Origin of the sequence: Mesorhizobium sp. M1423 (genome assembly GCF_040317575.1) — a bacterium.
Classification (GTDB): Bacteria; Pseudomonadota; Alphaproteobacteria; order Rhizobiales; family Rhizobiaceae; genus Mesorhizobium.
Map to the genome: position 1 here is coordinate 78,245 of NZ_JAMYKU010000006.1, position 23,697 is coordinate 101,941.

Consider the following 23,697-nt stretch of genomic DNA (forward strand, 5'->3'; position numbering starts at 1 on the left):
TCGATCAACACAGAAAGCGCACCATGCCGGAACGAGGCCGCCCCCGCACCTTCGATCGAACCGCCGCCTTGCGGCGGGCAATGGAGGTGTTTTGGGCCAAGGGTTATGCGGGCGCGTCGATAAGCGACCTGACGGCTGCAATGGGCATCAACTCACCCAGCCTCTACGCAGCCTTCGGCAGCAAGGAAGCGCTGTTTCTCGAGGCGACCGAGCTTTACACGCAGGTGGAAGGCACCGAGATCTGGTCTGCGCTGGAAAAGGCGCCGACCGCACGCCAGGCGGTCGAGCGATTCCTGCGCCAGACGGCCAGGGCCTATTCGCAGACCGGCCGTCCGCAAGGCTGCCTTATCGCGCTCGGCGCATTGCACCAGGACTCGAGCCGCGGCGCCATCTGCGATGATCTGCGCCGTCGCCGTGCCGAAAACCGCGAAGCCTTGCTGAGACGCCTCGAGCGTGGCGTGGCCGAGGGGGAGTTGCCGGCCGATTTCGACTGCGGTACGGCCGCGACCTTCTATGCGACCGTACAGCACGGCATGTCGATCCAGGCGCGCGACGGCGCGTCGCGCTCGGCTCTTCTGGAGACGGTGGCCGGAGCAATGGCGGCTTGGATAGCGATGGCCAGCACCGGGGCGGCGTGACGGTCGAACCCGGCAGACAAGAACAGACATTCAGGTCACTGCAGAGACGGCTCCAGCCTGCCGGCAACGAAACCAACGGCACGCTCCACCACACCCTTGTCCGCGAGAATGCGGCGGTGGCCGAGCCCGTCGGCCCAGTACAGCCGCACATGGTCGCCGGCACGCGCGTAGAGCCTTGCATGATCGGCGGACACTTCGCGGTCGTCCGGCGCGTGGATCACCAGCGTCGGCAGCGGCGTGCTTGCCAGTTGGCGGTCACCGGTGAATTCGTGCAGCGGCCGGCCGGCGATGCGCTCGACCCGGTCGGCCATGGCGACCTGCGAGCGCGAGCCGACATTCAGCATGCGGCTGAAATCGGCAAAGATCGCAGGAAGCGAGCTCGGCGCAGCGATTAGCACCAGCCGCCCGGCCGTCAACGGCGGGATATTTCTGATTGAACCGGCGACGGCATTGGCGGCGACGGCACCACCAAAGGAATGGCCGGCGATGGCGGCAAATGGGCCGAACCATTCGCCGGCAACCCGTGCTGCATCGACCGCACTGACAAGGGTCAGCCGGCGGCCCTGCGACTGGCCGTGGCCCGGCAAATCGAGCGAGACCACCTTGTAGCCGGCATCGCGATAGGCTTCGATCAATGTGCGCATGTATTCGGTACGCGAACGCCAGCCATGGATGACGAGCACGGTGCCTGCAGCCGCCCTGCCCGGCTCGGGCCGGAATTCATGCACCATGACGCAGCCGGTTCTGGTCTTTAGCCGGTGATGGCGCGCTTCGGTCATGAAATCGGCGGCGCGATCGATTGCGCGGCGCTCACCATGGCTCAAGCTCTTTTCGTGCGGCGTGCGGCAGAACAGCTCGAATGCAGCGCGCCCGGTGAGTCGCGGCGCCACATGCTCGGCCACGCCGAACGTGCCGCGGATGACCTTCAGTCCAAATGATGCCATAGTGGCGATCCATCCATTGGTTCAAGCATGAACATAATAGTTCAAACATGAACATTAAGCAAGACCTGCCCTGGGACAACCCGCGTTTTCGCAACTGGGTTGCGGTGGCGCGCGCCTGCCACGTGGTGGAACGCACCTTGGCGGTGAAGCTGGCGCCGCTCGACCTGAAGCCGGCGCAGCTCGACGTGCTGATGAACCTCTACCGCCATCCCGGCATGTCGCAGCACGACCTCGCTCGCCGCCTGCTGGTCGGCCGCTCCAACATCACCATGCTTTTGCCGCAGTTGGAGACCCGCGGCCTACTGCGCCGCGAGGGCGACGAGAAGGACAAGCGCGTGCTGCGGCTGATGTTGACTGAGGCAGGCGAGGCACTGCTTATGCAGGCGCTGAAGGTCCACATGACGCTGATCGAAAAGGCGATGAGCCAGTCGACGCCGGAACAATGCGACATGATCGGCGAACAGATGCGCAAGGTTGCCGAGGTGTTGAAGACCGCCTGACGGCCCAGTGCCTCACCACCAAATTCCCTCACCACCAAATTTCTTCACCACATGGATTTTTTCGCGCGCTCCGGCCATTCCCTGTCGTAGACCTCGCCGTCGATGTTCTTGCGGCTGGTGATCTCCAGGATCTGTCCGGGGGTCGGCAGCGATCTTGGGTCGACATGCCTTGCCGGATTCCACAGATCCGACCGGTGGATGGCGCGGGCGCACTGGAAATAGACCGCATCGACCTCGACGACCGTCACCGAGCGCACCGGCTTGCCCTCGACTGCGAACGAGGCGCAGAGCGCGGGATCGGTGGTGATGTGGGCGCGTCCATTGACGCGCAGCGTCGTGCCGGAACCCGGCACCAGGAACAGAAGCGCGACGCGCGGATCGCGAAGGATGTTCCTTAGCGAATCGGCACGGTTGTTACCGCGCCGGTCCGGCATCATCAGCGTTTTCGGATCGTGGATGCGGACGAAGCCGGCGAGATCGCCGCGCGGCGAGCAGTCCAGCCCTTCAGGCCCGCAGGTTGCGAGCGCAGCAAACGGCGAAGCTTCGATGAAAGCAGCGTATTCAGGAATCAGCTGGTCGAGTTCCTTGACCACCGACGCCTCGCCGGGCAGGCCATAGAGCGCTTCGAGTTGTTCGACGCTGGTGATCATGGACATGTTTTCGTCTCCAACCTTTGCCGGCGCTACTCCAGACGCATGACATTTTCACGACACGATGCCCGTTTGTCCGTCATCAGGAAACGGGTGTCGAGGGACCGCGAACAAGCGCAAACCGCTTTCGTGCTGACAGAAACGGAGGTCAAAAATGGAGAAACCGCTCGGCCGGCGACGCACCGCCATGGAACTTATTGAAAACATGTTCAATGTTGAAATGCGTTTCCTGCAATCAGGCTCGGAGAGCCTCGATATGCTTGCCAGCGCATTTCATGTCGAGATTGTCGTGCATGAGCCTCGCTCCCTGCCCTATGCCGGTGACTGGAACGGCCTCGACGGCGTTGGCGCCCTTTTCCGCAAGATGCGGGAAATCTGGAGCGACGTGGCGGTGGAGGACCTCCAGGTCGCCCAAAACGATGACATGGTGTTCATGAGCTGCACGCTTTCGCTGACATCGCGGGCCAATGGTGCAACCATCAAGCAGCCGTTTGCCGAAGTCTTGCGCTTCAAGGATGACCGGCTGATCGAAGGCACGCCGTTTTATCACGACACCAGCGAGATACTGGCGATGCTGCGTTGACCGGAGCGTCCCGCGAAATCAGTCAGCGGTCGCGGCTCAGCCCCTTCTCTTCCAGCTCGGCGAGATAGGCGGCCCAGCGTGCATCCTTCTCATGACCCAGCGTATGCAGGTAATTCCAGGTGAAGATGCCGGTGTCGTGGAAATCGTCGAAGGTGATGCGCACGGCATAGTTGCCGACCGGCTCGATCTTAAGGATCGCTACATTGCGCTTGCCGGGAACGGTGACGCGCTGTTCGGGCGAATGGCCCTGCACCTCGGCCGACGGCGAGGCAACACGCAGCAGCTCGGCTGGCAATTCGAACGGCTGATGGCCCGGAAAGGTGACGGAAAGCAGCTTGCGGTCCTTCGAGACCCTGAGTTCCTTTGGCGCTGTCATGCTGGTGGATCCTGCGGAAGACAGCCTTCCCTACGCCGCTTCGCGTTGAGGGAAAAGGCCGTTTCAGAACTTCCGACATGATCTGTCGGCGTCGGGATGTTACCGCAGATCGCGAGCTTCTATCTTGAATGGCAAGTTGGCTCGCATCACATAGCCATATATAACGAAGCCGTTCACGGCCACGGGAAGTGCATAAGCATGGATATGATCGATCCTTTCGGTCGCACGATCACCTACCTGCGCGTGTCGGTCACCGACCGCTGCGATTTCCGCTGCACCTATTGCATGGCCGAGGACATGACGTTCCTGCCCAAGAAGGACCTGCTGTCGCTGGAAGAGCTCGACCGGCTTTGCACGGTCTTCATCGAAAAGGGCGTGCGCAAGCTCCGCCTCACCGGCGGTGAGCCGCTGGTGCGCAAGAACATCATGCATCTGGTGCGCCAGCTTTCGCGGCATCTCGAGAGCGGTGCGCTGGAAGAGCTGACGCTGACCACCAACGGATCGCAGCTTTCACGCTTTGCCGCCGAGCTCGCCGACTGCGGCGTCAAACGCATCAACGTCTCGCTCGACACCCTCGATGCCGACAAATTCCGCCAGATCACCCGCTGGGGCAATCTGGATAAGGTCATGGACGGCATCGACGCGGCGCAGGCGGCGGGGCTGAAGGTAAAACTCAATGCGGTGGCCTTGAAGGACTTCAATGATGCCGAATTGCCGGAAATGCTACGCTGGGCGCATGGCCGCGGCATGGATCTGACGGTCATCGAAACAATGCCGATGGGCGAGATCGACGCCGACCGCACCGACCAGTATTTGCCGCTGTCGCTGCTGCGCGCAGCACTCGAGCGCCAGTTCACGCTGAGCGATATTCCCTATAAGACCGGTGGCCCGGCCCGCTATGTCCACGTCGCCGAGACCGGCGGGCGGCTCGGCTTCATCACGCCGATGACGCATAATTTCTGCGAAAGCTGCAACCGGGTCCGGCTGACCTGCACCGGCACGCTTTACATGTGCCTCGGCCAGGAAGATGCAGCCGACCTGCGCGCACCACTGCGTGCGTCCGAAGGCAACGAGCTGGTCGCCGACGCCATCGACGAAGCAATCGGCCGCAAGCCGAAAGGCCACGACTTCATCATTGATCGCCGCACCAACCGCCCATCGGTGTCGCGGCATATGAGCGTCACCGGCGGCTGATTTTTCACCGATTTCGTGCAAGAATAATCGCCTTGGCATCGGCTTCGAGGCAAGGCTCATGCAGCGGCTTTTTGCAATCCCGACGTTTTTCGGAGTGATGGCGGGGACCATGGCAGTTGCCGCGCCACTCACCTATACGAACGAGCGCTTCGGTACCGTCTGCACCTTTCCGGATGAGATCTTCACTCTTCGCCAGCCTGAGCCGGACAATGGCGATGGACAACAATGGCTCACCGCTGATGGCGCCAGCCTGATCTGTTCAGGCATCCTCAATATCGATGATGAAACTCCGACAGCCTTCGTCTCCGCCCAGAGGGGCAGCAAGGAACCTGGCTACAAGATTACCTACAGCAAGACCGGCAAGGACTGGGCGGTGCTGTCGGGCATCAAAGGCGAGAACATCTTCTACGAACGCCGCCTGTTCGGAAAAGACGGTGTCATCCGTACGGTCTGGATCGACTATCCGCCAGCCTTGAAATCGAAATACGACCCGCTTATCGGAGCGATCGCCGGCAGCCTCAGGGGACCGTGAGCATCCGGCGACCTCGGAACATATTCGCAACCCGTTGTTTTTGCTAACGAGTCACGGTTGACGCGTGTAGTCGTATCGTACGGCAAGCCATTTCTTGCCGCTGCCATTGGCCTGGAGGAAATGCTGCTCGGCCACTTCGTGATTGTCGCCGTCCCTGGAAATGACGAAATCGGAGGCAGTGAACCGCCCTTCGACCTCGGGCCCGAAGCCGACGAAACCAAGCGGCTCGAAAAGCAGCGAAATCTTGCCGTCCTCCTCGCCACCAAAACTCCAGGCGGGCATGATCCCTGCCGGGAAACGGGTATCCATCGAGACATACTTCCAGCGGCCCTCCACCCGGTCATAGCTCAAATAGGCTATCCGCTGGAAGTCTGGGATTTTCGACCCGGGCGCCGGTCGCATCACCTCCTGCATGAAGGGGCCGATCATCGTACGCTCGGCCACCAGCCCGGTCATCACAATCGGCTGGGCGCCGGGCGTTGGCCAGATCGTGTTGACGACGGACCATTTCCCGACGCGGCGAGCGAGTTCATCCGCTTCGTGACCCGGCGTGGACATCCGTTCGACTGCCGACGCCGAAGCGCCGTTCTCGGCGAAGGCAGGCGCCATCGCCATGAGGATAACCGCCAGTGCAGAAGAGAACCGGAAAGCCGACGAAACGTGCCGCCTGCTGCCTGTGCCAAGCATGTCCGCATTGCCTCGTGCATTCATCATGGACCACCTCCCCAGACAAGATCAGAAGCCTACAATGACCAATTTGGTGAATCTTGCCGAGCAAATTTGATCTCGTCGAAAAATTTTCCTCGAGCCGCAGTGTGATCAATTTGCCCTCCGAACCCATCCTTTGGAACGGCACATTTCGGGATCACACCCAGAAAAGGTCTTGTCCGCAAACGGTTACCGGATTTACCGCAAGCCCGTTCGGGCCTAGCCTCTGCTCTGGAGCGGTTCTTCGCCCAGTGGGGGAATACGATATGCACAAACTCATTCTTTCTGTTGCATTGCTCAGCTTCGCGGCCCTGCCCGCGGCGGCCCAGTCGATCGGCGGCACCTATGCCGTGGCCGGCACCAACTTCGATGGATCGTCCTATGGTGGCGACGCGACGATCACGCTGACCAGCGAGACTACCTGCACGATCCATTGGGAGACAGGCGGCTCGTCCTCGGACGGCATCTGCATGCGCAACGACGATGCCTTCTCCGCCGGCTATGTCATGGGCAAGGCGGTTGGCCTTGTCGTCTACAAGGTGCAGGAAGACGGCTCGCTGCATGGCCTGTGGACGATTGCCGGCAAGGAAGGCAACGGCACCGAGGTGCTGACGCGCAAATAAGCCTGCCGCTCTTGCGAGGTAGATGTCACGGGCCACAGAAAGGCTGTGGCCCAGCCCTTTGACGTTGCTGTTTTGCGGGTGCCTGCTAGACGCTTGCTGCAGGACTCACCCGGTAATCGCCTTGCCTCTTTCGCCAAATCTGCGCGGCGCGTTGTTCATGATGGTGGCCATGATTGGTTTCACCCTCAACGATGCAATCACCAAATTCTCGTCGGAATCGATGAACATGGCGCAGGTCATGCTGATCCGCGGCGCCTTCGCTTCGCTTTTCGTTGCCCTGCTTGCGTGGCAACGCGGCGCGCTTGCCCGGCCTGGCTCGATGCTGCAGCCGACAGTTGCGCTGCGCGTCGCCAGCGAGGCCGGCGCCACGGTGTCGTTCCTGGTTGCTCTGGCACATCTTCCGATCGCCAATGTCTCCGCCGTGCTGCAGGCGCTGCCGCTGGCGGTGACGATGGGCGCCGCGCTTGTATTCAACGAGGGCGTCGGCTGGCGGCGCTGGCTGGCCATTGCCGTCGGTTTTGCCGGCGTGCTGATCATCGTGCGGCCGGGCTTCGAAGGGTTCAGCGTCTTTTCTCTGCTGGCGCTGGCCAGCGTCGCATGCTGTGCGGTGCGCGATCTCGCCACCAAGCGGATACCGCAGGCAATTCCGACATTGCTGGTGTCGACCGCCACCGCACTTGCCATGACCGTTCTGGGCGCGGCGCTGCTTTCGCCGATGGGCGGCTGGACGCCGATGACAGGAAAAAGCACGGCGTTCCTAGCGCTGGCGGCGGTGCTTGTGCTCATCGGCTACCAGTTCATCATCACGGCCATGCGGGTGGGCGATATCTCCTTCATCGCGCCGTTCCGCTACACCGCCCTGCTCTGGTCGATCCTGCTTGGCTTCACGATCTTCGGCGATGTCCCCGATCTGCCGATGATCGTCGGTGCCACGATCATCATCGCCTCAGGCCTCTATGCGCTCTACCGCGAACGGATCGTCGGCCGGCAAAAGACGGCTGCCGAAAGCGCTGGACCGGACATGGCGCCGGACGGCATATAGGCGCGACCGTTGACGACCGTCTGATTTGAAAACTTGATTTTGGTCATAGGGTCTAGCAGCAAACGATGGGCCGAGATATCGCAGGGATCATTCTGGCCGGCGGCCGGTCGAGCCGGATGGGCGGCGGCGACAAGACGCTGCTTGCGCTTGGCGATGGGACCCTGCTCGACCGTGTCGTTTCGCGCCTTGGCCCGCAGGTCGGCCCGCTGGCGCTCAACGCCAATGGCGATCCGGCACGGTTTGCCGCGACGGGGCTTCCCGTGCTTGCCGACACCGTCAAGGGTTATGCCGGGCCGCTTGCCGGGATCCTGACCGGCCTCGAATGGGCTTCCGACACCACTTGCCAGGCGCTGGTCACGGCTGCAGGCGATACGCCTTTCCTGCCCAAGGATATGGTCGAGCGGCTGCTCGCGGCAGCCTATGCACGCCCGGGCTCGATCGCCGTTGCCTGTTCCGGCGGCAAACGGCATCCGACGTTTGCGCTCTGGCCGCTGGGGCTCGACCAGGCCTTGCGCCAATTTCTCGTCGAGGAAGACAACCGGCGCGTTTCGGCGTTCATCGACCGGCACGGTTTTGTCGAAGTGGATTTTCCCATCCTGAAATCCAGAGGGGCCGAGATCGATCCCTTCTTCAACATCAACACTCCCGACGACCTTGCCCGGGCCGCGCATCTGTTGCAGAGCATCGAGCCATGAACAGACGTATCTTCGGTATCACTGGCTGGAAGAACTCCGGCAAGACGACATTGACCGAAAAGCTGGTAGCCGAACTCGTCCGGCGCAGCTGGAAAGTGTCGACTGTAAAACACGCCCATCATGATTTCGACATCGACAAACCTGGAGCGGATAGCTTTCGCCACCGCCAGGCGGGAGCGATGGAGGTGGCGATCGTGTCGGGCAGGCGCTGGGCGCTGATGCACGAATTGCGTGGCGAGGACGAGCCGACGCTGGAGGCGATCCTGTCACGGCTGGCACCCTCCGACATCGTGCTGGTCGAGGGCTACAAGCGCGAGGCGCACAAGAAAATCGAGACGCGACGGCTCGAGGCCAAGGACCGGACACCGCTCTCGGCAGGCGATCCACACATTATCGCCGTCGCCTCCGACTTTCCCATTGTCGGCGAAGGCTTGCCGGTCTTCGATCTCGACGACACGAATTCGATAGCCGACTTCATCGAACGCGCCACCGGCCTGACGCGCTGAGATTGCGGCCGCGGGGAGCTTCCCGCCACTTTCTCTCCATTTAGGCGTTTGACCCAGCGTCACCGTTTTCTGAACATGACCTTCCCTCAAGCGGCGGTTTTGCAGTTGCTTTTTCTTGGGAAAGAATGGGAGTATCGCGCCAGCGGGCGGTCAAAAGCACCGCCCACAGAGCCGTTCGGGAACGACGGCCGGGACCAACAGAGAGGACCATTATGCGTATTGCACTGCGTATCGCGCTCGCCGCATCGGCTGCGCTGCTGACGCTTGGCGTTGCCCAGGCCCAGGAAAAAACCTTGAGGATCGGCACCGAAGGAGCGTATCCGCCATTCAACAACCTCACCGCCGACGGCCAGCTCGTGGGCTTCGATATCGATATCGCCAAGGCACTGTGCGACGAGATGAAGGTGAAGTGCACTTTTGTCGCGCAGGACTGGGACGGCATCATTCCAGCCCTTCAGGCAGGCAAGTTCGACGCCATTGTCGCGTCTATGTCGATCACCCCGGAACGCGCCGAGAAGGTCGACTTCACCCACAAATATTACAATACGCCGCCGGCAATCGCCGCGCCTAAGGACACTGATATCAAGGGTGTCACCAAGGAAGATTTGGCCGGCAAGACGATCGGCGTGCAGGCATCCACCACGCATTTCAACTATTCGACCAAGACTTACACCGACAGCACCGTCAAGCCGTATCCGACCGCGCAGGAATACCAGCTCGATCTGGCCAATGGCCGGCTCGATGCCGCCAATGACGACATCGTCGTGCTGCAGCAATGGCTGGATTCGCCGGACGGCGCCTGCTGCAAGCTGGTCGGCACAATCAAGCCCGTCATCGAAATCCACGGTCCGGGCGCCGGCATTGCCGTGCGCAAAGGCGAGACCGACCTGGTCAACCAGTTCAATGCGGCGATCGACGCGATCCGCGCAAACGGAAAGTACAAGGAAATCAACGACAAATACTTCAAATATGACGTTTACGGCGGCGAGTCCTGATCGACCGACATAGGACAACGTGAACGGCGGGAGATTCCCGCCGTTCTTATAAGGATGCCGCGCACGAGGGGTGATGCGGTACGGGTCTCAACGAGCCTTAAGGAGAACAGGCAGGCGGATGCAGAGCGCACTGACGCTTCTCAGTTGGGGACCCGAAGGCTGGCTCGACGACATCGCCGCGGGTGTGTTTGTCACAGTATGTCTTGCGCTGGCCACGCTGCCCTTCGGGCTGACGCTCGGCTTTTTCGTGGCGCTGGCCAAACAGTCGGAAGAGCCGTCGCTGAGACTGGCCGGGAACATCTACACCACGATCTTTCGCGGAATACCCGAGCTGCTCACGCTGTTTCTGATCTTCTTCGGCATCCCATTAATCCTGCAATACATTGTCCGGCTGGTGAGCCCCGGGACATCGGCCGACGTCAACAGCTTCGTCGCCGGGATGATCGCGCTGTGCTTCATCTTCTCCTCTTATTCCAGCGAGGTGTTTTTATCCGCCTTCCGCGCGATTCCAAAAGGGCAATATGAGGGAGGCTATTCGGTTGGCCTGTCCAGCGGCCAGACGATGCGGCTGATCGTACTGCCGCAGTTAATCCGCATCGCATTGCCCGGACTTGCCAATCTTTGGCTGATCCTGCTCAAGGACACCGCGCTCGTCTCGGCCGTCGGCCTCAACGAGATCCTCCGGCAGAGCGGGGTTGCCGCTCGCGTCACCAAGCACGCCTTCCTGTTTTACGGTTTTGCCGGCCTGATCTATCTCCTGCTAGCGATCGTCTCCTCCTTCGGCATCAATGCGATCGAACGAGCGGTTGGCGGCAGCGAGGTCAAGAGATGAGCCTGGCCACCGACACGCTGAAGGTTGACCGGCCGCCGCCGCCCGCACGCGGCTGGTCGCGCCAACGCATCCTCGGCCATGTCCTGGTCGGCCTGTGGATCGCTCTCGGCATTGGCGTGGTCGTCTACCTGGTCACTGCGTGGAACCCGGAGTTCTTCCAGAAATATGCACCCGGCTACATATCCGGCCTTGGCATCACCCTGCTGCTGGTTGCCATCTCGATTGTGCTTGGTGCGATCCTGTCGGTGCCGATCGCCTATGCACGTATGTCGAACAATCCGATCCTTTCGGGGTTCGCCTATGCCTATGTCTATTTCTTTCGCGGCACGCCGCTGTTGGCGCAGACCTTCCTGGTCTACTACGGGGTCGGCTCCTTCCGACCGGAGCTCGAGATGGTCGGCCTGTGGGGCTTCTTCCGCGAAGCGTTCAACTGCGCGATCTTCGCCTTTTCGCTGAATACGGCCGCCTACCAGGCCGAGATTTTGCGTGGCGCGATCGAGAGCGTGCCAAGGGGCCAATGGGAAGGTGCCGCCTCGCTCGGCCTGCACAAACTGCAGACGATGTGGAAAATCATCCTGCCGCAGGCGCTGATTGTGGCGCTGCGCCCTTATGGCAACGAGATCATCCTGATGATCAAGGGCTCGGCAATCGTCGCCATCATCACGGTCTACGATTTGATGGGCATCACCCGGCTCACTTATGCGCGCACCTTCGACTTTCAGTCGTATATCTGGGCGGCGATCATCTATCTGGTCATCGTCGAAACATTGCGCCACGGCGTCGAGTGGATCGAACGGCGTATCACCATCCATCTGCACCGCTGACTCCCATCCCCTTGCCTGATCCGATAAGAAGGCCGCAAAGCAGGTTTCTAAGGGATTCGAAAACATGGCTTCGGTGGCATTTCTCGGTCTTGGCGTCATGGGTTATCCGATGGCCGGGCATCTCAAGAACAAGGGCGGTCACGACGTCACTGTCTACAACCGCACCAGGGCCAAGGCCGAGCAGTGGGTTGCCCAGCATGGCGGCAGCTTCGCCGTGACGCCGGCAGAGGCGGCCGAGGGCAAGGACTTCGTTTTTTCCTGCGTCGGCAATGACGACGATCTGCGCTCGGTGACGACCGGCGCCGGAGGCGCCTTCAATTCAGTGAAGAAGGGCGCCATCTTCGTCGACAACACCACGGCATCGGCCGAGGTCGCGCGCGAACTGGCGCAGCAGGCGCAAGCGCTCGGGTTTTCGTCCCTCGACGCTCCGGTCTCCGGCGGTCAGGCAGGCGCTGAGAACGGCGTGCTGACCGTGATGGTCGGCGGCGAGCCAGACGCCTTCGACAGGGCCAAGCCGGTCATAGATGCTTATGCCCGCATGGTCGGGTTGATGGGACCGGCAGGGGCTGGCCAGCTCACCAAGATGATCAACCAGATCTGCATCGCCGGCCTCGTTCAGGGACTGGCCGAAGGTATCCATTTCGGCAAGCAGGCCGGGCTCGACATCGAAAAGGTGATCGAGGTGATTTCCAAGGGCGCGGCCGGTTCCTGGCAGATGGAGAACCGCCACAAGACGATGAATGCCGGCAAATATGATTTCGGCTTCGCCGTCGACTGGATGCGCAAGGATCTTGGCATCTGCCTCGCCGAGGCCGACCGCAACGGCGCCAAACTGCCGGTGACGGCACTTGTCGACCAGTTTTACAAGGACGTGCAGGCGATGGGCGGCAAGCGCTGGGACACGTCCTCGCTGCTGGCGCGGCTGGAGAAATAGGATTTCACCGTGGCCGAGCTTTCGCCTCAATCCAGCGCCGACGAAATCGTCGCTCATCTGCGCTCGATCGCCTCGGAGGAAAATCGCCTTGGCATGCTGCGCTACGGCATCAAGATCGAACGTGCGCTCGGTATCTCGCATGGCGTGCAGCGGCAGATTGCCAAGAAGATCAAGCGCAACCATGACCGTGCCTTCGAGCTTTGGCAGACAGGCATCATGGAGGCGCAGTTCATCGCCTCCGTGACCGCCGATCCAGAGCGGTTCTCCGCCGCGGATGCAAGACGATGGGCGGCGACTTTCGACTCGTGGGATATCGTCGACGGGGTCTCCGATCTCTTTGTCGATACGGATTGCTGGAGGGAACTGATCGCCGAATTCGCGGTCGACGAACGGGAATTCGTTCGGCGCACGGCGTTTGCGATGATGGCTTGGTCGGTGGTCCACCGGAAGAAGGAACCCGAGGCGACCTTCCTCGAATTCCTGTCGATCATCGAAGCGCATGCGACCGACGGCCGCAATTTTGTGAAGAAGGCGGTGAACTGGGCGCTTCGTTCGATCGGCAAACGATCGATGAATTTGCACGGCCCTGCCCTTGCCCTGGCGCAAAAACTAGCGGCCTCGACAGACAGGACTGCGCGCTGGATCGGCAAGGACGCCGTGAAGGAACTTTCCGATGCCAAGACGCTCGAACGGCTCGCCGCCAGAAAAGCTTGACCTGAGCAAAGTGCGCTTCACGGAGGTGACGCAATCGACGCGCGCTGATTTCGAAAACCTGTTCGAGCAACCCGGCGGGCCGAAATATTGCTGGTGCATGGCCTGGCGCAACCTCGACCGCCGCGAGCATGTCGAGAACGACGAGAAGAAACGCGCGATGATGGCGCTGATCGAGGCTGGCACGCCGGTCGGCATTGTCGCCCAGATCGATGGCCGGACCGTCGGCTGGTGCTCGGTCGCGCCGCGCGAGACCTACCGCAGGCTGTCGCGGCAGCAGGACGATAGCGAGATGGGCATCTGGTCGATCGTCTGCTTCTATGTACCGAGAGCGCTGCGCGGTGGCGGGCTGGCAAGCGCATTGCTCGACGCGGCCATCGATCACGCCGTTGCCAAAGGCGCCAGGATGATCGAGGCCTATCCGGTCGACGATGCTTCGCCGAGCTACAGCTTCATGGGGTTTCGCGGCATGTTCGTCGCCCGTGGCTTTCGCGAGATTGGCATAGCCGGCTCGCGCCGGCATGTGATGCGGCTTGAGCGTTGACCAGTGGACAGCGGCAGCTTTACTTGATGTCCGCAGATCAAGGCTCAACAGCGGAGCAGCGATGAGCAACCGTTTTAAATCAGGCGCGGTCTTGGCGACTGCCTTGTTGGCGTCCGCCATCGCGGCAAGCGCTTCCGCTGGGACCATGCACATTTTCTGGAAGGATCTGCGCCCAGCGACCCAGGCAGCCGCCGAAAGCGTCGGACTGCCAATGATCGCGGCCAAAATGCCGGATCATGGCGAAACGCTCTCTCACGATTTGCAGGACCAGACCGTGCAGCTCGCGGGCTACGCACTGCCGGTCGATCGCGACGGTGATCTCGTCTATCAATTCCTGCTGGTGCCCTGGACAGGGGCCTGCAGCCATATGCCGACGCCACCGCCCAACCAGATCGTCCTCGTTACGCCTGCGCAACCCTACCGGATGTCCGAGGCCTACCAGCCGGTTTCGATAACTGGCGCACTAGAGCCAGGCATGGAGAAGAGCCAGCTTTTCATCCTTGACGGCGTCAGTGTCATCCAGTCGGGCTACACTGTGCGCAAGGCCGAGGTGGTCAACGTCGACACCGTGCCGGACACGATCACGCTGCCGGTCAACTCGCCCTGGACTTTCCTCAACAAAAAGAAGAACTAAGCAGAAGAATCTCAAGCGGCGTTGGCGCCGGACTCCTTGTCGAGCACCATGTAATCCAGCGGCATCTCGGTGGTGTATTTGATCTGCTCCATGGCGAAGGAAGACGACACGTCGCGGATCTCGATCTTGGCGATCAGCCGCTTGTAGAAGGCGTCGTAGGCGGCGATGTCGGGCACCACGACGCGCAAGAGATAGTCGACATCGCCGCTCATGCGGTAGAATTCGACCACTTCGGGAAATTCCTGGATGACCTCCGAAAAGCGCCGCAGCCATTCATGGCTGTGCGAATTGGTGCGGATCGACACAAACACCGTGACCCGCACATTGACCTTTTCATGGTCGAGGATGGCGACGCGCCGCTTGATGACGCCCTCTTCCTCGAGCTTCTGGATGCGCCGCCAGCACGGCGTCGTCGACAGGCCGACCTTCTTGGCGACGTCGGCGACCGCAAGCGTCGCATCCTCCTGCAGGAGGCGGAGGATTTTTCTATCGAGGCGGTCCATTGGGTGCTCCCCCTGATGCAAGTCGTCCAAAGTGCGCAGCGGCTTTGGCACAACGATATGCATAAAAACAAGAATTTAAAGCGCGTCCCCTCATGCGCTGCGCGCTTCGAGGAATAGATTACCATATTCCCTCTTGTCATGGCCTTTTACAAGAAAGAAATTCTGTCGAATAGCGCGAAAGCGAGTGATTTCTTGCTGAATGCCTAGCCGATGCGATAGCGGATTTCCGATCTTAGAAATGGCAGCAAATCCATTTCAAACCATGGATTGCGCTTCAGCCAGCCGGTGTTGCGCCAGGACGGGTGCGGCAGCGGCAGGACTTTCGGGTCAGTCGGTGCCGCCCAGATGGCGCGCCAGTCCAAGACTGTTTCTGTCAGCGAGGGACGGCGCGCCGCGCCCATATGCCAGCTTTGCGCGTAGATGCCGATCGTCAGCACCAGATCGACTTGCGGCATCAGCGCCATCAGCGATACGCGCCAGGCCGGCGCACATTCGCGGCGCGGCGGCAGGTCGGCGCCCTTGGCGTCCTGACCCGGAAAGCAAAAGCCCATCGGCACAATGGCAAACTTGTCCGTGTCATAGAATTCCTCGCTGCCGACGCCGAGCCAGCTTCGCAGCCGGTCGCCGGAGGCGTCGGTGAACGGCATGCCTGACACGTGGACCTTGGTACCCGGCGCCTGGCTGGCGATCAGGATGCGGGCGCTCGAAGATGGCCTGAGCACCGGACGCGGCTGGTGCGGCAATGGCCTGCCGGCCGGCTTATCGACGCAGATGCGGCAGGCGCGTACCCTCGCTGCCAAGGCTTCCAACTCTTCGCTCATTCGGAACTCATTGTCAGGCGGCGGCACTCGGCCGGCTTGAGATTGCCCGATACCAGCGCAGCACGTTGGTGCACTCTTCGGGTACCTTGATGCGAGCCGGCTTCATGAAGTCGATGGCGACCAGCCCGGTGATGTCGGCGATCGAATAGGTATCGCCGGCGACGAATTCCCTGCCGGCGAGCTCAGTGTCCAGAAATCTCAGGAATTCGATCGCCTTCGGCTTGTTGGCCTCGCCCCATTCGGGGATTTGCGGGATCTCCCATTCCCTCATTGCGGGATGGATATGCCGGAACGCCGCGGAGACGCAGCCGAACAGATTGAACTCCACGCGCCTTTGCCACATCTCGACGATTGCCTTGCCCAGCGCACCACGCCCGAACAAAGCCGGCTCGGGGTGCAGTTCCTCGAAGTAACGGCAGATTGCGACGGACTCGGTGATGATGGTGCCATCGTCGAGTTCGAGCACCGGCAGACGCTTCAGCGGATTGCGCGAGCTGACCGGCTGCTCTTTGTGCTCCAGCGCACCCATGTCGACCGGCACCAGCGGAACTTCAACTCCCTTTTCAGCCAGGAAAATCCGAACCCGACGTGGATTGGGCGCGCGCCCGCCGTCGAACAGCTTCATCTCTATCCTCCTCGTCCGTACGACGAATTATAGGCGCAGCTCACCAGAAGCGAAAAATCTCCCGCAGGGCGTCGCCGATCGACGCCAAGGTCCCGTGTTTTCTTTCGACCAGCTCGTGCCCGTGGCTCTCGCGCCAGTTCTTCGGCTCGTCGAAAGTTCCGGCCCAGATGCCGGCCTTGCCTGCGCGCGCAGCGGTTTCCTCGGTCTCGAAGTCGCCAAAAGCGACCGCCCAGCCGGCCTCGACCTGAGCGCGGTTGAGATCCTTGCCGCCGACCTTGCAATCGCCGAGCAGCCTGCCGTAGCGGTCGCGCTGCCAGCCGCTGCAGGAAACCGCTTTGCCGGCAATCAACCGCACCAGGGACTGCCGCGCGAGCTTGCCGCAGGGATAGTCGGCACCATCCTTGCGGCAGATCTGCGAATATTCCGGCGCATCGATGCCACGCATGCGGACACGCTCGCTGCCGAGGGTGATGCTATCGCCGTCATTGACAATCGCCGCGCCCTCCGTCTTGCGCGTCTCCACCCGGTCGAGGCGCGCCGCCAGGAGGATCAGCAGGCCAAGCACGATGAGCGTCAGCCCATAGTCCATCAGCCTGCGCCACCGGCTTCGCGGGCGCGGCGCATAGTATCGCTGGCGCGGCCATCGCGACCACGAACGGCTCATATGGCAAACCGTTGGTTAATCATTCGAACGTAGCTTAACGATTTGAAATTGCTGCCCGCGTAAATTGAAGACTTCATGCCCCTGCAACGCTCGACCACGGCGGACAAGTTTATTGTGGACCGCAGGAAACGCCATCGCAACAGCGATGTCGCGCGCGCGGTCCGCAAGACGCGCGACCGTCTTTCGCAGCAAGCCGGAAATCCCGACTTCGACCGCGAGCTGTTGAAGCTCCACGCGCTGTCGATGACCGGCGGCGTGATCGTCGTCCCGCTGCTCGTTCTGGCAACTGCCGCCGCAGGCTTGCTCGCGGGCGTCGGCAAGGAGATCGGCGTCTGGGCGCTGTTCACATTCATCTGCTACACCATCGTTGCATTCATGGCGAGACGCGTCACTCAGGCGTCCGAGCTCAACCCGCTGGAAACGCATAGGGATTTCCTGATCGGCCATTTTCTTTGCGGGCTTGGCTGGGCCTGGTTCGCATGGCTCGGCTGCGAAACTTGCCAAATCGATCAGTTCCAGGTCGCCAAGGCGGTGGTGCTGCTGCTCGCCATGTCGGCAACCGCGATCCTGGCATCGTCCCTGCGCGGTGCGCTGTTGGCGACCTTCGCCCTCCCGGTCGCCATCTATGCCTATGCCAGTGCGAAACTATGGCTGCCCGTCGAAGTGATCATGGCAGGTTTGCTGATCGCTTCGCTGCCTTTCTTCGCCTATGTGGCGCGCCAGCTCAACCGTTCCTCGCTGATGCTGCTGTCGTTCCGCTCCGAAAAGGATGCGCTGATCGCCGAACTGGAGACGGCGAAATCGATGTCGGACGAGGCACGGCGGCGGGCGGAAGACGCAAATCTGGCGAAATCACGTTTCCTGGCCTCGATGAGTCACGAACTGCGCACGCCGCTCAACGCCATTCTCGGCTTTTCCGAAGTGATGGCCAACGAGGTGCTCGGCCCGATGAGCAACCCGACCTATCGCGACTATGCCCGCGACGTGCATGACTCCGGACAGCATCTGCTCGACCTGATCAACGAAATCCTCGACTTGTCGCGCATCGAAGCGGGTCGCTACCAGCTCAATGAGGAGCCGATGATGCTGCTCTCCGTCGTCGAGGATTGCTGCCACATGATGGAGCTGAAGGCGCGCAACAAGGACATCCGCATCGTCCAGGATTTCGAAAACGCCTTGCCGCGCCTGTTCGCCGACGAACGCGCGGTGCGGCAGATTGCGCTCAACCTCTTGTCCAATGCCATCAAGTTCACCGCCACCGGCGGCGAAATCCGCGTGCGCGTCGGCTGGACGGCGGGCGGCGGGCAATATCTCTCCGTCAAGGACAATGGGCCGGGCATACCGGAAGACGAGATCCCGATCGTACTCTCGGCCTTCGGCCAGGGCTCGATCGCCATCAAGAGCGCCGAACAGGGCACCGGGCTTGGCCTGCCGATCGTGCAGGGCCTGCTGGCCATGCATGGCGGCGAATTCCAGCTCCATTCCAGGCTACGCGAAGGCACCGAGGCGATCGCCATCTTCCCGCTGAGCCGGGTGATGGAGGAACTGCCGGCGCTGCCGACCAAGGCGGTTGCTTCGCGCCGGCGCTGAATGCTTAACCGCGGACCGCGGCTGCCATGCCGGAGCTGGTCAGCGCGGCCGCCTTGACCAGTCCAGCGGCAAGAGCCGCCCCTACCCCCTCGCCCTGGCTGACGCCCAGATCGAGCAGCGCGCGAAGGCCGAGGCGCTCGGCGGCCTTGGCATGGCCCGGCTCCGGCGATAGGCTTGCGAGGAGACAATGATCGAGCGCGGCGGGGTTGGCGGCATATAGGGCGGCAGCGGCCGCGGTCACCGCAAACCCATCGAGCAGCACCGGGATCTTCTGCATCCGCGCCGCCAGAATGGCGCCGCAGATCGCTGCGAATTCCCGTCCACCGACCCGGCGAAGCGCTTCCAGCGGATCCTTGAGGCTCGCGCCGTGAAACGCCATCGCGGCATCGACCACCTCCGCCTTGCGCCTCTGCATCGCTGCGTTGGCCCCCGATCCAGGGCCGACCCAGTCGGCGCCGGTGCCGCCGAACAGCGCCGCGCAAAGAGCCGCGGCGACAGTCGAATTGCCGACGCCGAGGTCGCCAAGGCAAAGCAGGTCGGTGCCGCCGGCAATCGCTTCCATGCCGAAGGCCATGGTGGCGGCGCAACCGCGCTCGTCCAGTGCCGCGTCCTCGGTGATGTCGGCTGTTGGAATGTGCAGAGCCAGATCGAACACCTTCAAGCCGAGATCGTTGGCGATGCAGATCTGGTTGATCGCTGCACCGCCGGCGGCGCAGAGCTCGACCGCATTTGCCGTGGCGGCGGCGGGGCGCGGCGAAATGCCGTGGCGGGTGACGCCATGATTGCCGGCAAAGAGCGCCACCAATGGCCGCGTCACCGCCGGTGGCGCGCGGCCGCTCCAGCCGGCGAGCCAGGCGGCGACGTCCTCGATGCGGCCGAGCGAGCCTTTGGGCTTGTCTGCCTTGGCAAACAACTGGCGCACGCGGGCGTTGGCCGCCATATCTGCCGGCGGCAGGCTCACCAGAAGGTCGCGAAAATCGTCGAAAGGCAGCGCGCTGGTCATGTCGATGGCGATCGTCCCTGTGAATTGGTGAGCGGCATAGCCGCCTTGGCCAGCCGGCACAACCTCGGCGTAACTTGGCGGTATTGACGCGAAAGCACTTGTTGGCGGCGCACCCCGGAGGGCTTGCATTGACTTTGTCGTTGCACCATGTGGAGGCTAGCCAAGGAAATCCTCATGACGGCCATTGAATCCCCGTGCATCCTGGTCTGCTCGATCGACATGAAAACCGGTTTCTGTTTCGGTTGCGGGCGCACGCGCGAGGAAATCGCCGCCTGGATCGACATGACCCCGCAAACCCGCCGCAGCGTCATGGCCGAGCTGCCGGCAAGGCTGGAAACGGTCGAGCGACGCCCCCGCCGGGAAACCCGTCGCAGCCGCATGGCACGCGAACGCGACGCCCTCTCGTGAACCGGCCGCAGAGATGAACCGACTGTTGTGGATTCTGATCGTCGCGATCGGGGCGGGTGTGCTCCTGCTCATGCTCAACGATTCCGCCGGCAGCACGTTCGGCATTGAGAATTACGATTTCAGCCAGCTGATCTGGCTTGGCGCTTTAGCGGCGCTCGTCGGCGCCGGCCTGCTCAGATCGGGCAGGCCGTTGGGCACCATGGCCCGCAGCCTCGGCGCCTGGGGTGCCATCGTGCTGGCGCTGATCGCCGGCTACCAGTACCGCTATGAGTTGCAGGATTTCGCCAGCCGCGTCACCGCCGGCCTTGTTCCCGGCAGTCCGCTGGCACTGGGCGTGGACGAAGGCCATGCCACTGTCACCCTGGACAAGGCCGGCAACGGCCATTTCGAAGCGCGTGTCACGATCAACGGCACGCCGATCCTGACGGTTGTCGACACCGGCGCAACCAGCACCGTGCTGACCGCCGAGGACGCGCTGGCGGTCGGGTTCAATTCGGCTGCTCTCCGCTTCACCATACCGATCTCTACCGCCAACGGCATGACACGCGCCGCCGCCGTAAAAACCGATGAGCTGTCGATCGGCGGCATCGTGCGCAAGGACATGCCCATCATGATCGCCGCACCCGGCACGCTCGGCCAGAGCCTGCTCGGCATGAATTTCATCGGCTCGCTATCGGGCTTCGACGTCCGTGGCGATCGCATGATTTTGCGGGATTAACTTCTTTCCTCAGGCCGCCTCTGCGGTCCTGCCGAAATCGACTTCTGCGAAAGCCGCCTTGAGCACCTGCGGTCCGGCACCCGGCTTTGTCGCCTCGGTGGAAAGGATCTGCCGATAGCGGCGTGCACCGGGCAGGCCGTGAAACAGCCCGACCATGTGCCGGGTGACATGCCCGAGGCGTCCACCCTGCTCGATATGGCGTGCCGCGTAATCCGCTATGGCATCGATCAGCGCGGCAAAATCGAACGGCTCAGCCGTGCCGCCGTAAAACGCGGCATCGATGCCGGTCAGTATCCCGGGCGTGTGATAGGCGGCGCGGCCGAGCATAGCGCCATCGACATGGTCGAGATGCCTCAGCGCCTCTGCAAGAGATTGAATGCCGCCATTGATGCCGATGAATTTGTTTTGTTTTCTGGCTTTCAGCCGATAGACGCGGCCATAGTCGAGCGGTGGGACGTCGCGATTTTCTTTTGGGCTCAGACCTTCCAGCCAGGCCTTGCGGGCGTGCACCCACAGCGCGTCGGCGCCGGCCGCGAAAACACCGTCGGCCAAGGCATCGAGTGCCGGTTCCGGATCCTGCTCGTCGACGCCGATGCGGCACTTGACGGTAACCGGTATTTTCACCGCCGCCTTCATCGCAGCGACGCAATCCGCGACGAGCACCGGCGTCTTCATCAGGCAGGCGCCGAACGTGCCCGACTGGACGCGGTCGGACGGACAGCCGACATTGAGGTTGATTTCATCATAGCCGAAGGCTTCGCCGATGCGCGCCGCCTCGGCCAGCTTTCCCGGATCGGCGCCGCCGAGCTGCAGCGCCACCGGATGTTCGCTGTCGTCGAAGCCGAGCAGCCGCTCGCGTGCGCCGTGGATGACCGCATCTGCCACCACCATCTCGGTGTAGAGCAGCGCCTCGCGCGTCAATTGGTGATGGAAGAACCGGCAGTGCCGGTCCGTCCAGTCCATCATCGGCGCCACCGCAAGTCTGTGGCGTAACATATTCATTTCATTATCTTCTTAATGTCTCTGTCAGACCAATTTGGCGAGGATGCCCACCCAAACGTAACCGAATTTACGATTTTGCCGCAGCAACTGAAAGCCCCTCAGCTACATCAAACTTTTCGCTGCACACGTAGGGCGCATGAAACGGGTGAGCAACGTCCGCTCCGCCACTGCGCATCGCGCTGCCACGCTGGTCGTGTCTGACGATCGAACGCGCCGTGCCTCAGGTGGATTGGCGGATCACCAGTTCCGGATCGATCAGCGTCACGATCGGCGTCGGTAACGGCTTGCCGATCATCGACAGGATCCGCTCAACCGCATGGCTGCTGACCTCGGCGGCGGCATAGTTGATCGATGTGATCGGCACCGAGCTGAAGTCCGCCGCTTCGGTGTTGTCATAGCCGACGATCGCCAGTTCGCCGGGCACGGAGACGCCCTGCTCGCGACACCAGCGCAACGCTCCAATGGCGAGCGAATCGGTCGTGGCAAACAGCGCCGTCGGCCGCTGCTTCGGCTTCATTGCCTCGCCGATCGCCTGAAAACCGTCGGTCGCCGAATGGCCGCCGGGCTTGACCACGACGAGCGCATCGGCGGGAAGCCCTGCCTCGGTCACGGCGCGAAACGCGCCGTCATGCTTTTCGCTGTTGCCGAGCAGCTGCGCCGCGTCGAGCATGGCGATGCGACGATGGCCGCGCTCGATCAGGTGCCGGACCGCCTTGTAGCCGCCGCTGCGGTCGTCGATCGCCACCACGTCGAGGCCGGCAACCGGAATATCGGCAAGCACCAGTGCGGGATATCCGACCTGACGCACCGCGCGGATGTGGTCGAGCCGGTCGTGGTTGGTCGGATAGATGAGGATGCCGTCGACCTGCCGCGAGCGGAACACGTTCAGCGCACTCCACTCCTTGGCGGAATCGTGGTCGCTGGCGGCCAGCATCAGGGAATAACCACGCTGGGCGAGCTCCCTCTCGAGGAAACGCGACACCAGCGTCAGCGTCGGGTTCATGATGTCGGTGAGCACCAGCCCGATCGTCCGCGTCTCGCGGCTGACCAGCGCCTGCGCGATGGTGTTCGGAAAATAGTTCAGGCTCTGCGCGGCCGACTGGATACGGTCGCGCGTTTCCTCCGGAATTCGCAGACTGCCGCGCAGCGCCAGCGAAACGGTGTTCGCCGAGTAGCCGGTGGCCACCGCGATGTCCTTCAGTCGGGTACGGGTTCTCTGCAAGATCTCGTCACATTGGCCATGTTGCCTGAGAGGACTTAAGCCGGCAGCAATCCCTCTTCGCGCAACCGTTTCAGACCCTTGTACTGAAGGCAATCGGCGTGCATCTCCATCAGCTCGATGCGATTGCCGTCAGGATCCTCGATCCAGGCCTGGCGGTTGCCGTCGAGCCCGTCCTTGATCTGTGCGGTCAGCTTGATGCCGTTGGCCTCGATCGCCGGGCAGAAGCTGTCAAGATTATCGATCGTCAGGCACATGTGATTGACGCCGTTGGCGTTCCAGCCGGGAGCGCGATCGTTTTCCGCGCCGGGAAATATCTCCAAGAACACCTCTTCCGTGATCCTGAGATACACCAGCCAAGTGCTGCCGTCCTTATTGTGAAGGCGCAGCATCTCGGGAAAGCCGAGCTTGTCCCTATAGAAGGCGAGGCTGGCGTCCAGGTCCTTCACCTTGATGGCGGCGTGGCCGAAGCCGGTGATCCCTTTCATGACGTTTTCCTCCCGATAGGTCGAATTTCGTATGAGCGTTAATATCGCCTTTGCTCCCCGCCGCGCGCTTTGTCAATATGAATTCTCACCCGCCAAAGCGCGGGTTTGCTGCGCTGCAGCGTCGTTTTCTCGAATGCCCGGTGCCATTTGATCCCGATTTGCTTGTCACTGTTGACAGAGCGATATCGTCA

General features: G+C 62.0%; 30 protein-coding genes and 1 pseudogene. 19 read left to right on the top strand and 12 right to left on the bottom strand.

The window, feature by feature from the left end; translation table 11 throughout:
- Nucleotides 1–23: 23 nt before the first annotated feature.
- Nucleotides 24–638 (top strand): TetR/AcrR family transcriptional regulator, encoded by a 615-nt coding sequence (locus NKG95_RS09905; RefSeq protein WP_352640837.1) that lies wholly within the window; start codon nucleotides 24–26, stop codon nucleotides 636–638.
- 35 nt (nucleotides 639–673) lie between these two features.
- Here NKG95_RS09905 and NKG95_RS09910 read toward each other — a convergent pair whose 3' ends face one another.
- Nucleotides 674–1,582, bottom strand: a complete 909-nt coding sequence (locus NKG95_RS09910; RefSeq protein ID WP_352494643.1) for an alpha/beta hydrolase — start codon at nucleotides 1,580–1,582, stop codon at nucleotides 674–676.
- Between the two features lie 47 nt (nucleotides 1,583–1,629).
- Here NKG95_RS09910 and NKG95_RS09915 point away from each other — a divergent pair, with 47 nt between their 5' ends.
- Nucleotides 1,630–2,082: a MarR family winged helix-turn-helix transcriptional regulator gene (locus NKG95_RS09915; protein ID WP_353040555.1), complete on the top strand. Its 453-nt coding sequence runs from the start codon at nucleotides 1,630–1,632 to the stop codon at nucleotides 2,080–2,082.
- 44 nt (nucleotides 2,083–2,126) lie between these two features.
- On the opposite strand, the gene NKG95_RS09920 is transcribed toward NKG95_RS09915, so the two are convergent.
- Nucleotides 2,127–2,738, bottom strand: coding sequence for a pyridoxamine 5'-phosphate oxidase family protein (locus NKG95_RS09920; RefSeq protein WP_353040556.1), 612 nt, complete (start codon nucleotides 2,736–2,738; stop codon nucleotides 2,127–2,129).
- 148 nt (nucleotides 2,739–2,886) lie between these two features.
- Between NKG95_RS09920 and NKG95_RS09925 the strand changes: the two genes are divergently transcribed.
- Nucleotides 2,887–3,315 (top strand): nuclear transport factor 2 family protein, encoded by a 429-nt coding sequence (locus tag NKG95_RS09925; protein WP_352494640.1) that lies wholly within the window; start codon nucleotides 2,887–2,889, stop codon nucleotides 3,313–3,315.
- Between the two features lie 22 nt (nucleotides 3,316–3,337).
- On the opposite strand, the gene NKG95_RS09930 is transcribed toward NKG95_RS09925, so the two are convergent.
- Nucleotides 3,338–3,691 (bottom strand): gamma-butyrobetaine hydroxylase family protein, encoded by a 354-nt coding sequence (locus tag NKG95_RS09930; RefSeq protein ID WP_023717628.1) that lies wholly within the window; start codon nucleotides 3,689–3,691, stop codon nucleotides 3,338–3,340.
- A 198-nt stretch (nucleotides 3,692–3,889) separates the two neighbouring features.
- On the opposite strand from NKG95_RS09930, the gene moaA reads away from it, so the two are divergent.
- Together moaA and NKG95_RS09940 are read left to right on the top strand one after the other, a co-directional pair.
- Nucleotides 3,890–4,885, top strand: coding sequence for a GTP 3',8-cyclase MoaA (gene moaA, locus NKG95_RS09935; protein WP_352482597.1), 996 nt, complete (start codon nucleotides 3,890–3,892; stop codon nucleotides 4,883–4,885).
- Between the two features lie 109 nt (nucleotides 4,886–4,994).
- Nucleotides 4,995–5,417 (top strand): hypothetical protein, encoded by a 423-nt coding sequence (locus tag NKG95_RS09940; RefSeq protein WP_352547224.1) that lies wholly within the window; start codon nucleotides 4,995–4,997, stop codon nucleotides 5,415–5,417.
- 51 nt (nucleotides 5,418–5,468) lie between these two features.
- On the opposite strand, the gene NKG95_RS09945 is transcribed toward NKG95_RS09940, so the two are convergent.
- A complete protein-coding gene (locus NKG95_RS09945) occupies nucleotides 5,469–6,131 on the bottom strand; it encodes a DUF1579 family protein (RefSeq protein WP_353040557.1) in 663 nt (220 codons plus the stop codon).
- Nucleotides 6,132–6,391: 260 nt separating this feature from the next.
- On the opposite strand from NKG95_RS09945, the gene NKG95_RS09950 reads away from it, so the two are divergent.
- From NKG95_RS09950 to NKG95_RS10000, 11 genes are all read left to right on the top strand, one after another.
- Nucleotides 6,392–6,748: a hypothetical protein gene (locus NKG95_RS09950; RefSeq protein WP_023717633.1), complete on the top strand. Its 357-nt coding sequence runs from the start codon at nucleotides 6,392–6,394 to the stop codon at nucleotides 6,746–6,748.
- A 121-nt stretch (nucleotides 6,749–6,869) separates the two neighbouring features.
- Nucleotides 6,870–7,790 carry a DMT family transporter gene (locus NKG95_RS09955; RefSeq protein ID WP_353040558.1) on the top strand — a complete coding sequence of 307 codons (921 nt, stop codon included), beginning with the start codon at nucleotides 6,870–6,872 and terminating at the stop codon, nucleotides 7,788–7,790.
- Nucleotides 7,791–7,855: 65 nt separating this feature from the next.
- Nucleotides 7,856–8,485 carry a molybdenum cofactor guanylyltransferase MobA gene (mobA, locus tag NKG95_RS09960; protein WP_352482600.1) on the top strand — a complete coding sequence of 210 codons (630 nt, stop codon included), beginning with the start codon at nucleotides 7,856–7,858 and terminating at the stop codon, nucleotides 8,483–8,485.
- Nucleotides 8,482–8,991, top strand: coding sequence for a molybdopterin-guanine dinucleotide biosynthesis protein B (gene mobB / locus NKG95_RS09965; protein WP_353040559.1), 510 nt, complete (start codon nucleotides 8,482–8,484; stop codon nucleotides 8,989–8,991). Before mobA ends, mobB begins: the two co-directional genes overlap by 4 nt.
- A gap of 212 nt (nucleotides 8,992–9,203) precedes the next feature.
- Entirely contained in the window at nucleotides 9,204–9,986 is a 783-nt protein-coding gene (locus NKG95_RS09970; protein ID WP_023717637.1) for an ABC transporter substrate-binding protein, read from the top strand.
- A 118-nt stretch (nucleotides 9,987–10,104) separates the two neighbouring features.
- Nucleotides 10,105–10,818 (top strand): ABC transporter permease, encoded by a 714-nt coding sequence (locus tag NKG95_RS09975; RefSeq protein WP_023675013.1) that lies wholly within the window; start codon nucleotides 10,105–10,107, stop codon nucleotides 10,816–10,818.
- Complete coding sequence (locus NKG95_RS09980) at nucleotides 10,815–11,642, top strand: ABC transporter permease (RefSeq protein ID WP_023717639.1); 828 nt, start codon at nucleotides 10,815–10,817, stop codon at nucleotides 11,640–11,642. The genes NKG95_RS09975 and NKG95_RS09980 overlap by 4 nt, the downstream gene beginning before the upstream one ends.
- Before the next feature lie 64 nt (nucleotides 11,643–11,706).
- Nucleotides 11,707–12,576 carry an NAD(P)-dependent oxidoreductase gene (locus NKG95_RS09985; protein WP_023717640.1) on the top strand — a complete coding sequence of 290 codons (870 nt, stop codon included), beginning with the start codon at nucleotides 11,707–11,709 and terminating at the stop codon, nucleotides 12,574–12,576.
- Between the two features lie 9 nt (nucleotides 12,577–12,585).
- A complete protein-coding gene (locus NKG95_RS09990; RefSeq protein ID WP_023717641.1) occupies nucleotides 12,586–13,290 on the top strand; it encodes a DNA alkylation repair protein in 705 nt (234 codons plus the stop codon).
- On the top strand, nucleotides 13,250–13,831 hold the full coding sequence (locus tag NKG95_RS09995; RefSeq protein ID WP_352482601.1) for a GNAT family N-acetyltransferase: 582 nt from the start codon (nucleotides 13,250–13,252) through the stop codon (nucleotides 13,829–13,831). The genes NKG95_RS09990 and NKG95_RS09995 overlap by 41 nt, the downstream gene beginning before the upstream one ends.
- A 61-nt stretch (nucleotides 13,832–13,892) precedes the next feature.
- Complete coding sequence (locus tag NKG95_RS10000; RefSeq protein WP_023717643.1) at nucleotides 13,893–14,465, top strand: DUF3299 domain-containing protein; 573 nt, start codon at nucleotides 13,893–13,895, stop codon at nucleotides 14,463–14,465.
- An 11-nt stretch (nucleotides 14,466–14,476) separates the two neighbouring features.
- Here the strand turns inward: NKG95_RS10000 and NKG95_RS10005 are convergent, their stop codons facing one another.
- The 4 genes and pseudogenes from NKG95_RS10005 to NKG95_RS10020 all read right to left on the bottom strand — a co-directional run bounded on the left by NKG95_RS10005 (nucleotide 14,477) and on the right by NKG95_RS10020 (nucleotide 17,078).
- Nucleotides 14,477–14,968, bottom strand: coding sequence for an Lrp/AsnC family transcriptional regulator (locus NKG95_RS10005; protein WP_006333679.1), 492 nt, complete (start codon nucleotides 14,966–14,968; stop codon nucleotides 14,477–14,479).
- Nucleotides 14,969–15,171: 203 nt separating this feature from the next.
- A pseudogene (locus tag NKG95_RS10010) lies at nucleotides 15,172–15,863 on the bottom strand (uracil-DNA glycosylase family protein).
- A complete protein-coding gene (locus NKG95_RS10015) occupies nucleotides 15,803–16,414 on the bottom strand; it encodes a glutathione S-transferase (protein WP_023717645.1) in 612 nt (203 codons plus the stop codon). Before NKG95_RS10015 ends, NKG95_RS10010 begins: the two are co-directional and overlap by 61 nt.
- A 40-nt stretch (nucleotides 16,415–16,454) precedes the next feature.
- Complete coding sequence (locus NKG95_RS10020; RefSeq protein ID WP_353040560.1) at nucleotides 16,455–17,078, bottom strand: thermonuclease family protein; 624 nt, start codon at nucleotides 17,076–17,078, stop codon at nucleotides 16,455–16,457.
- A 75-nt stretch (nucleotides 17,079–17,153) separates the two neighbouring features.
- On the opposite strand from NKG95_RS10020, the gene NKG95_RS10025 reads away from it, so the two are divergent.
- A complete protein-coding gene (locus NKG95_RS10025) occupies nucleotides 17,154–18,668 on the top strand; it encodes a sensor histidine kinase (RefSeq protein ID WP_023717647.1) in 1,515 nt (504 codons plus the stop codon).
- A gap of 4 nt (nucleotides 18,669–18,672) precedes the next feature.
- Here NKG95_RS10025 and NKG95_RS10030 read toward each other — a convergent pair whose 3' ends face one another.
- Nucleotides 18,673–19,671 carry a nicotinate-nucleotide--dimethylbenzimidazole phosphoribosyltransferase gene (locus NKG95_RS10030; RefSeq protein WP_352482679.1) on the bottom strand — a complete coding sequence of 333 codons (999 nt, stop codon included), beginning with the start codon at nucleotides 19,669–19,671 and terminating at the stop codon, nucleotides 18,673–18,675.
- A 174-nt stretch (nucleotides 19,672–19,845) separates the two neighbouring features.
- Between NKG95_RS10030 and NKG95_RS10035 the strand changes: the two genes are divergently transcribed.
- Together NKG95_RS10035 and NKG95_RS10040 are read left to right on the top strand one after the other, a co-directional pair.
- Nucleotides 19,846–20,079 carry a DUF1289 domain-containing protein gene (locus tag NKG95_RS10035; RefSeq protein ID WP_031193575.1) on the top strand — a complete coding sequence of 78 codons (234 nt, stop codon included), beginning with the start codon at nucleotides 19,846–19,848 and terminating at the stop codon, nucleotides 20,077–20,079.
- Between the two features lie 13 nt (nucleotides 20,080–20,092).
- Nucleotides 20,093–20,797 (top strand): TIGR02281 family clan AA aspartic protease, encoded by a 705-nt coding sequence (locus tag NKG95_RS10040; RefSeq protein WP_352640859.1) that lies wholly within the window; start codon nucleotides 20,093–20,095, stop codon nucleotides 20,795–20,797.
- Nucleotides 20,798–20,806: 9 nt separating this feature from the next.
- On the opposite strand, the gene dusA is transcribed toward NKG95_RS10040, so the two are convergent.
- From dusA to NKG95_RS10055, 3 genes are all read right to left on the bottom strand, one after another.
- Nucleotides 20,807–21,793 (bottom strand): tRNA dihydrouridine(20/20a) synthase DusA, encoded by a 987-nt coding sequence (dusA, locus tag NKG95_RS10045; protein ID WP_353040561.1) that lies wholly within the window; start codon nucleotides 21,791–21,793, stop codon nucleotides 20,807–20,809.
- 226 nt (nucleotides 21,794–22,019) lie between these two features.
- Entirely contained in the window at nucleotides 22,020–23,021 is a 1,002-nt protein-coding gene (locus NKG95_RS10050) for a LacI family DNA-binding transcriptional regulator (RefSeq protein WP_031193584.1), read from the bottom strand.
- A 35-nt stretch (nucleotides 23,022–23,056) separates the two neighbouring features.
- The gene (locus NKG95_RS10055; RefSeq protein WP_023717674.1) at nucleotides 23,057–23,506 is read right to left on the bottom strand and encodes a VOC family protein; all 450 of its coding nucleotides are present in this window, start codon (nucleotides 23,504–23,506) and stop codon (nucleotides 23,057–23,059) included.
- Between the last annotated feature and the right edge of the window lie 191 nt (nucleotides 23,507–23,697).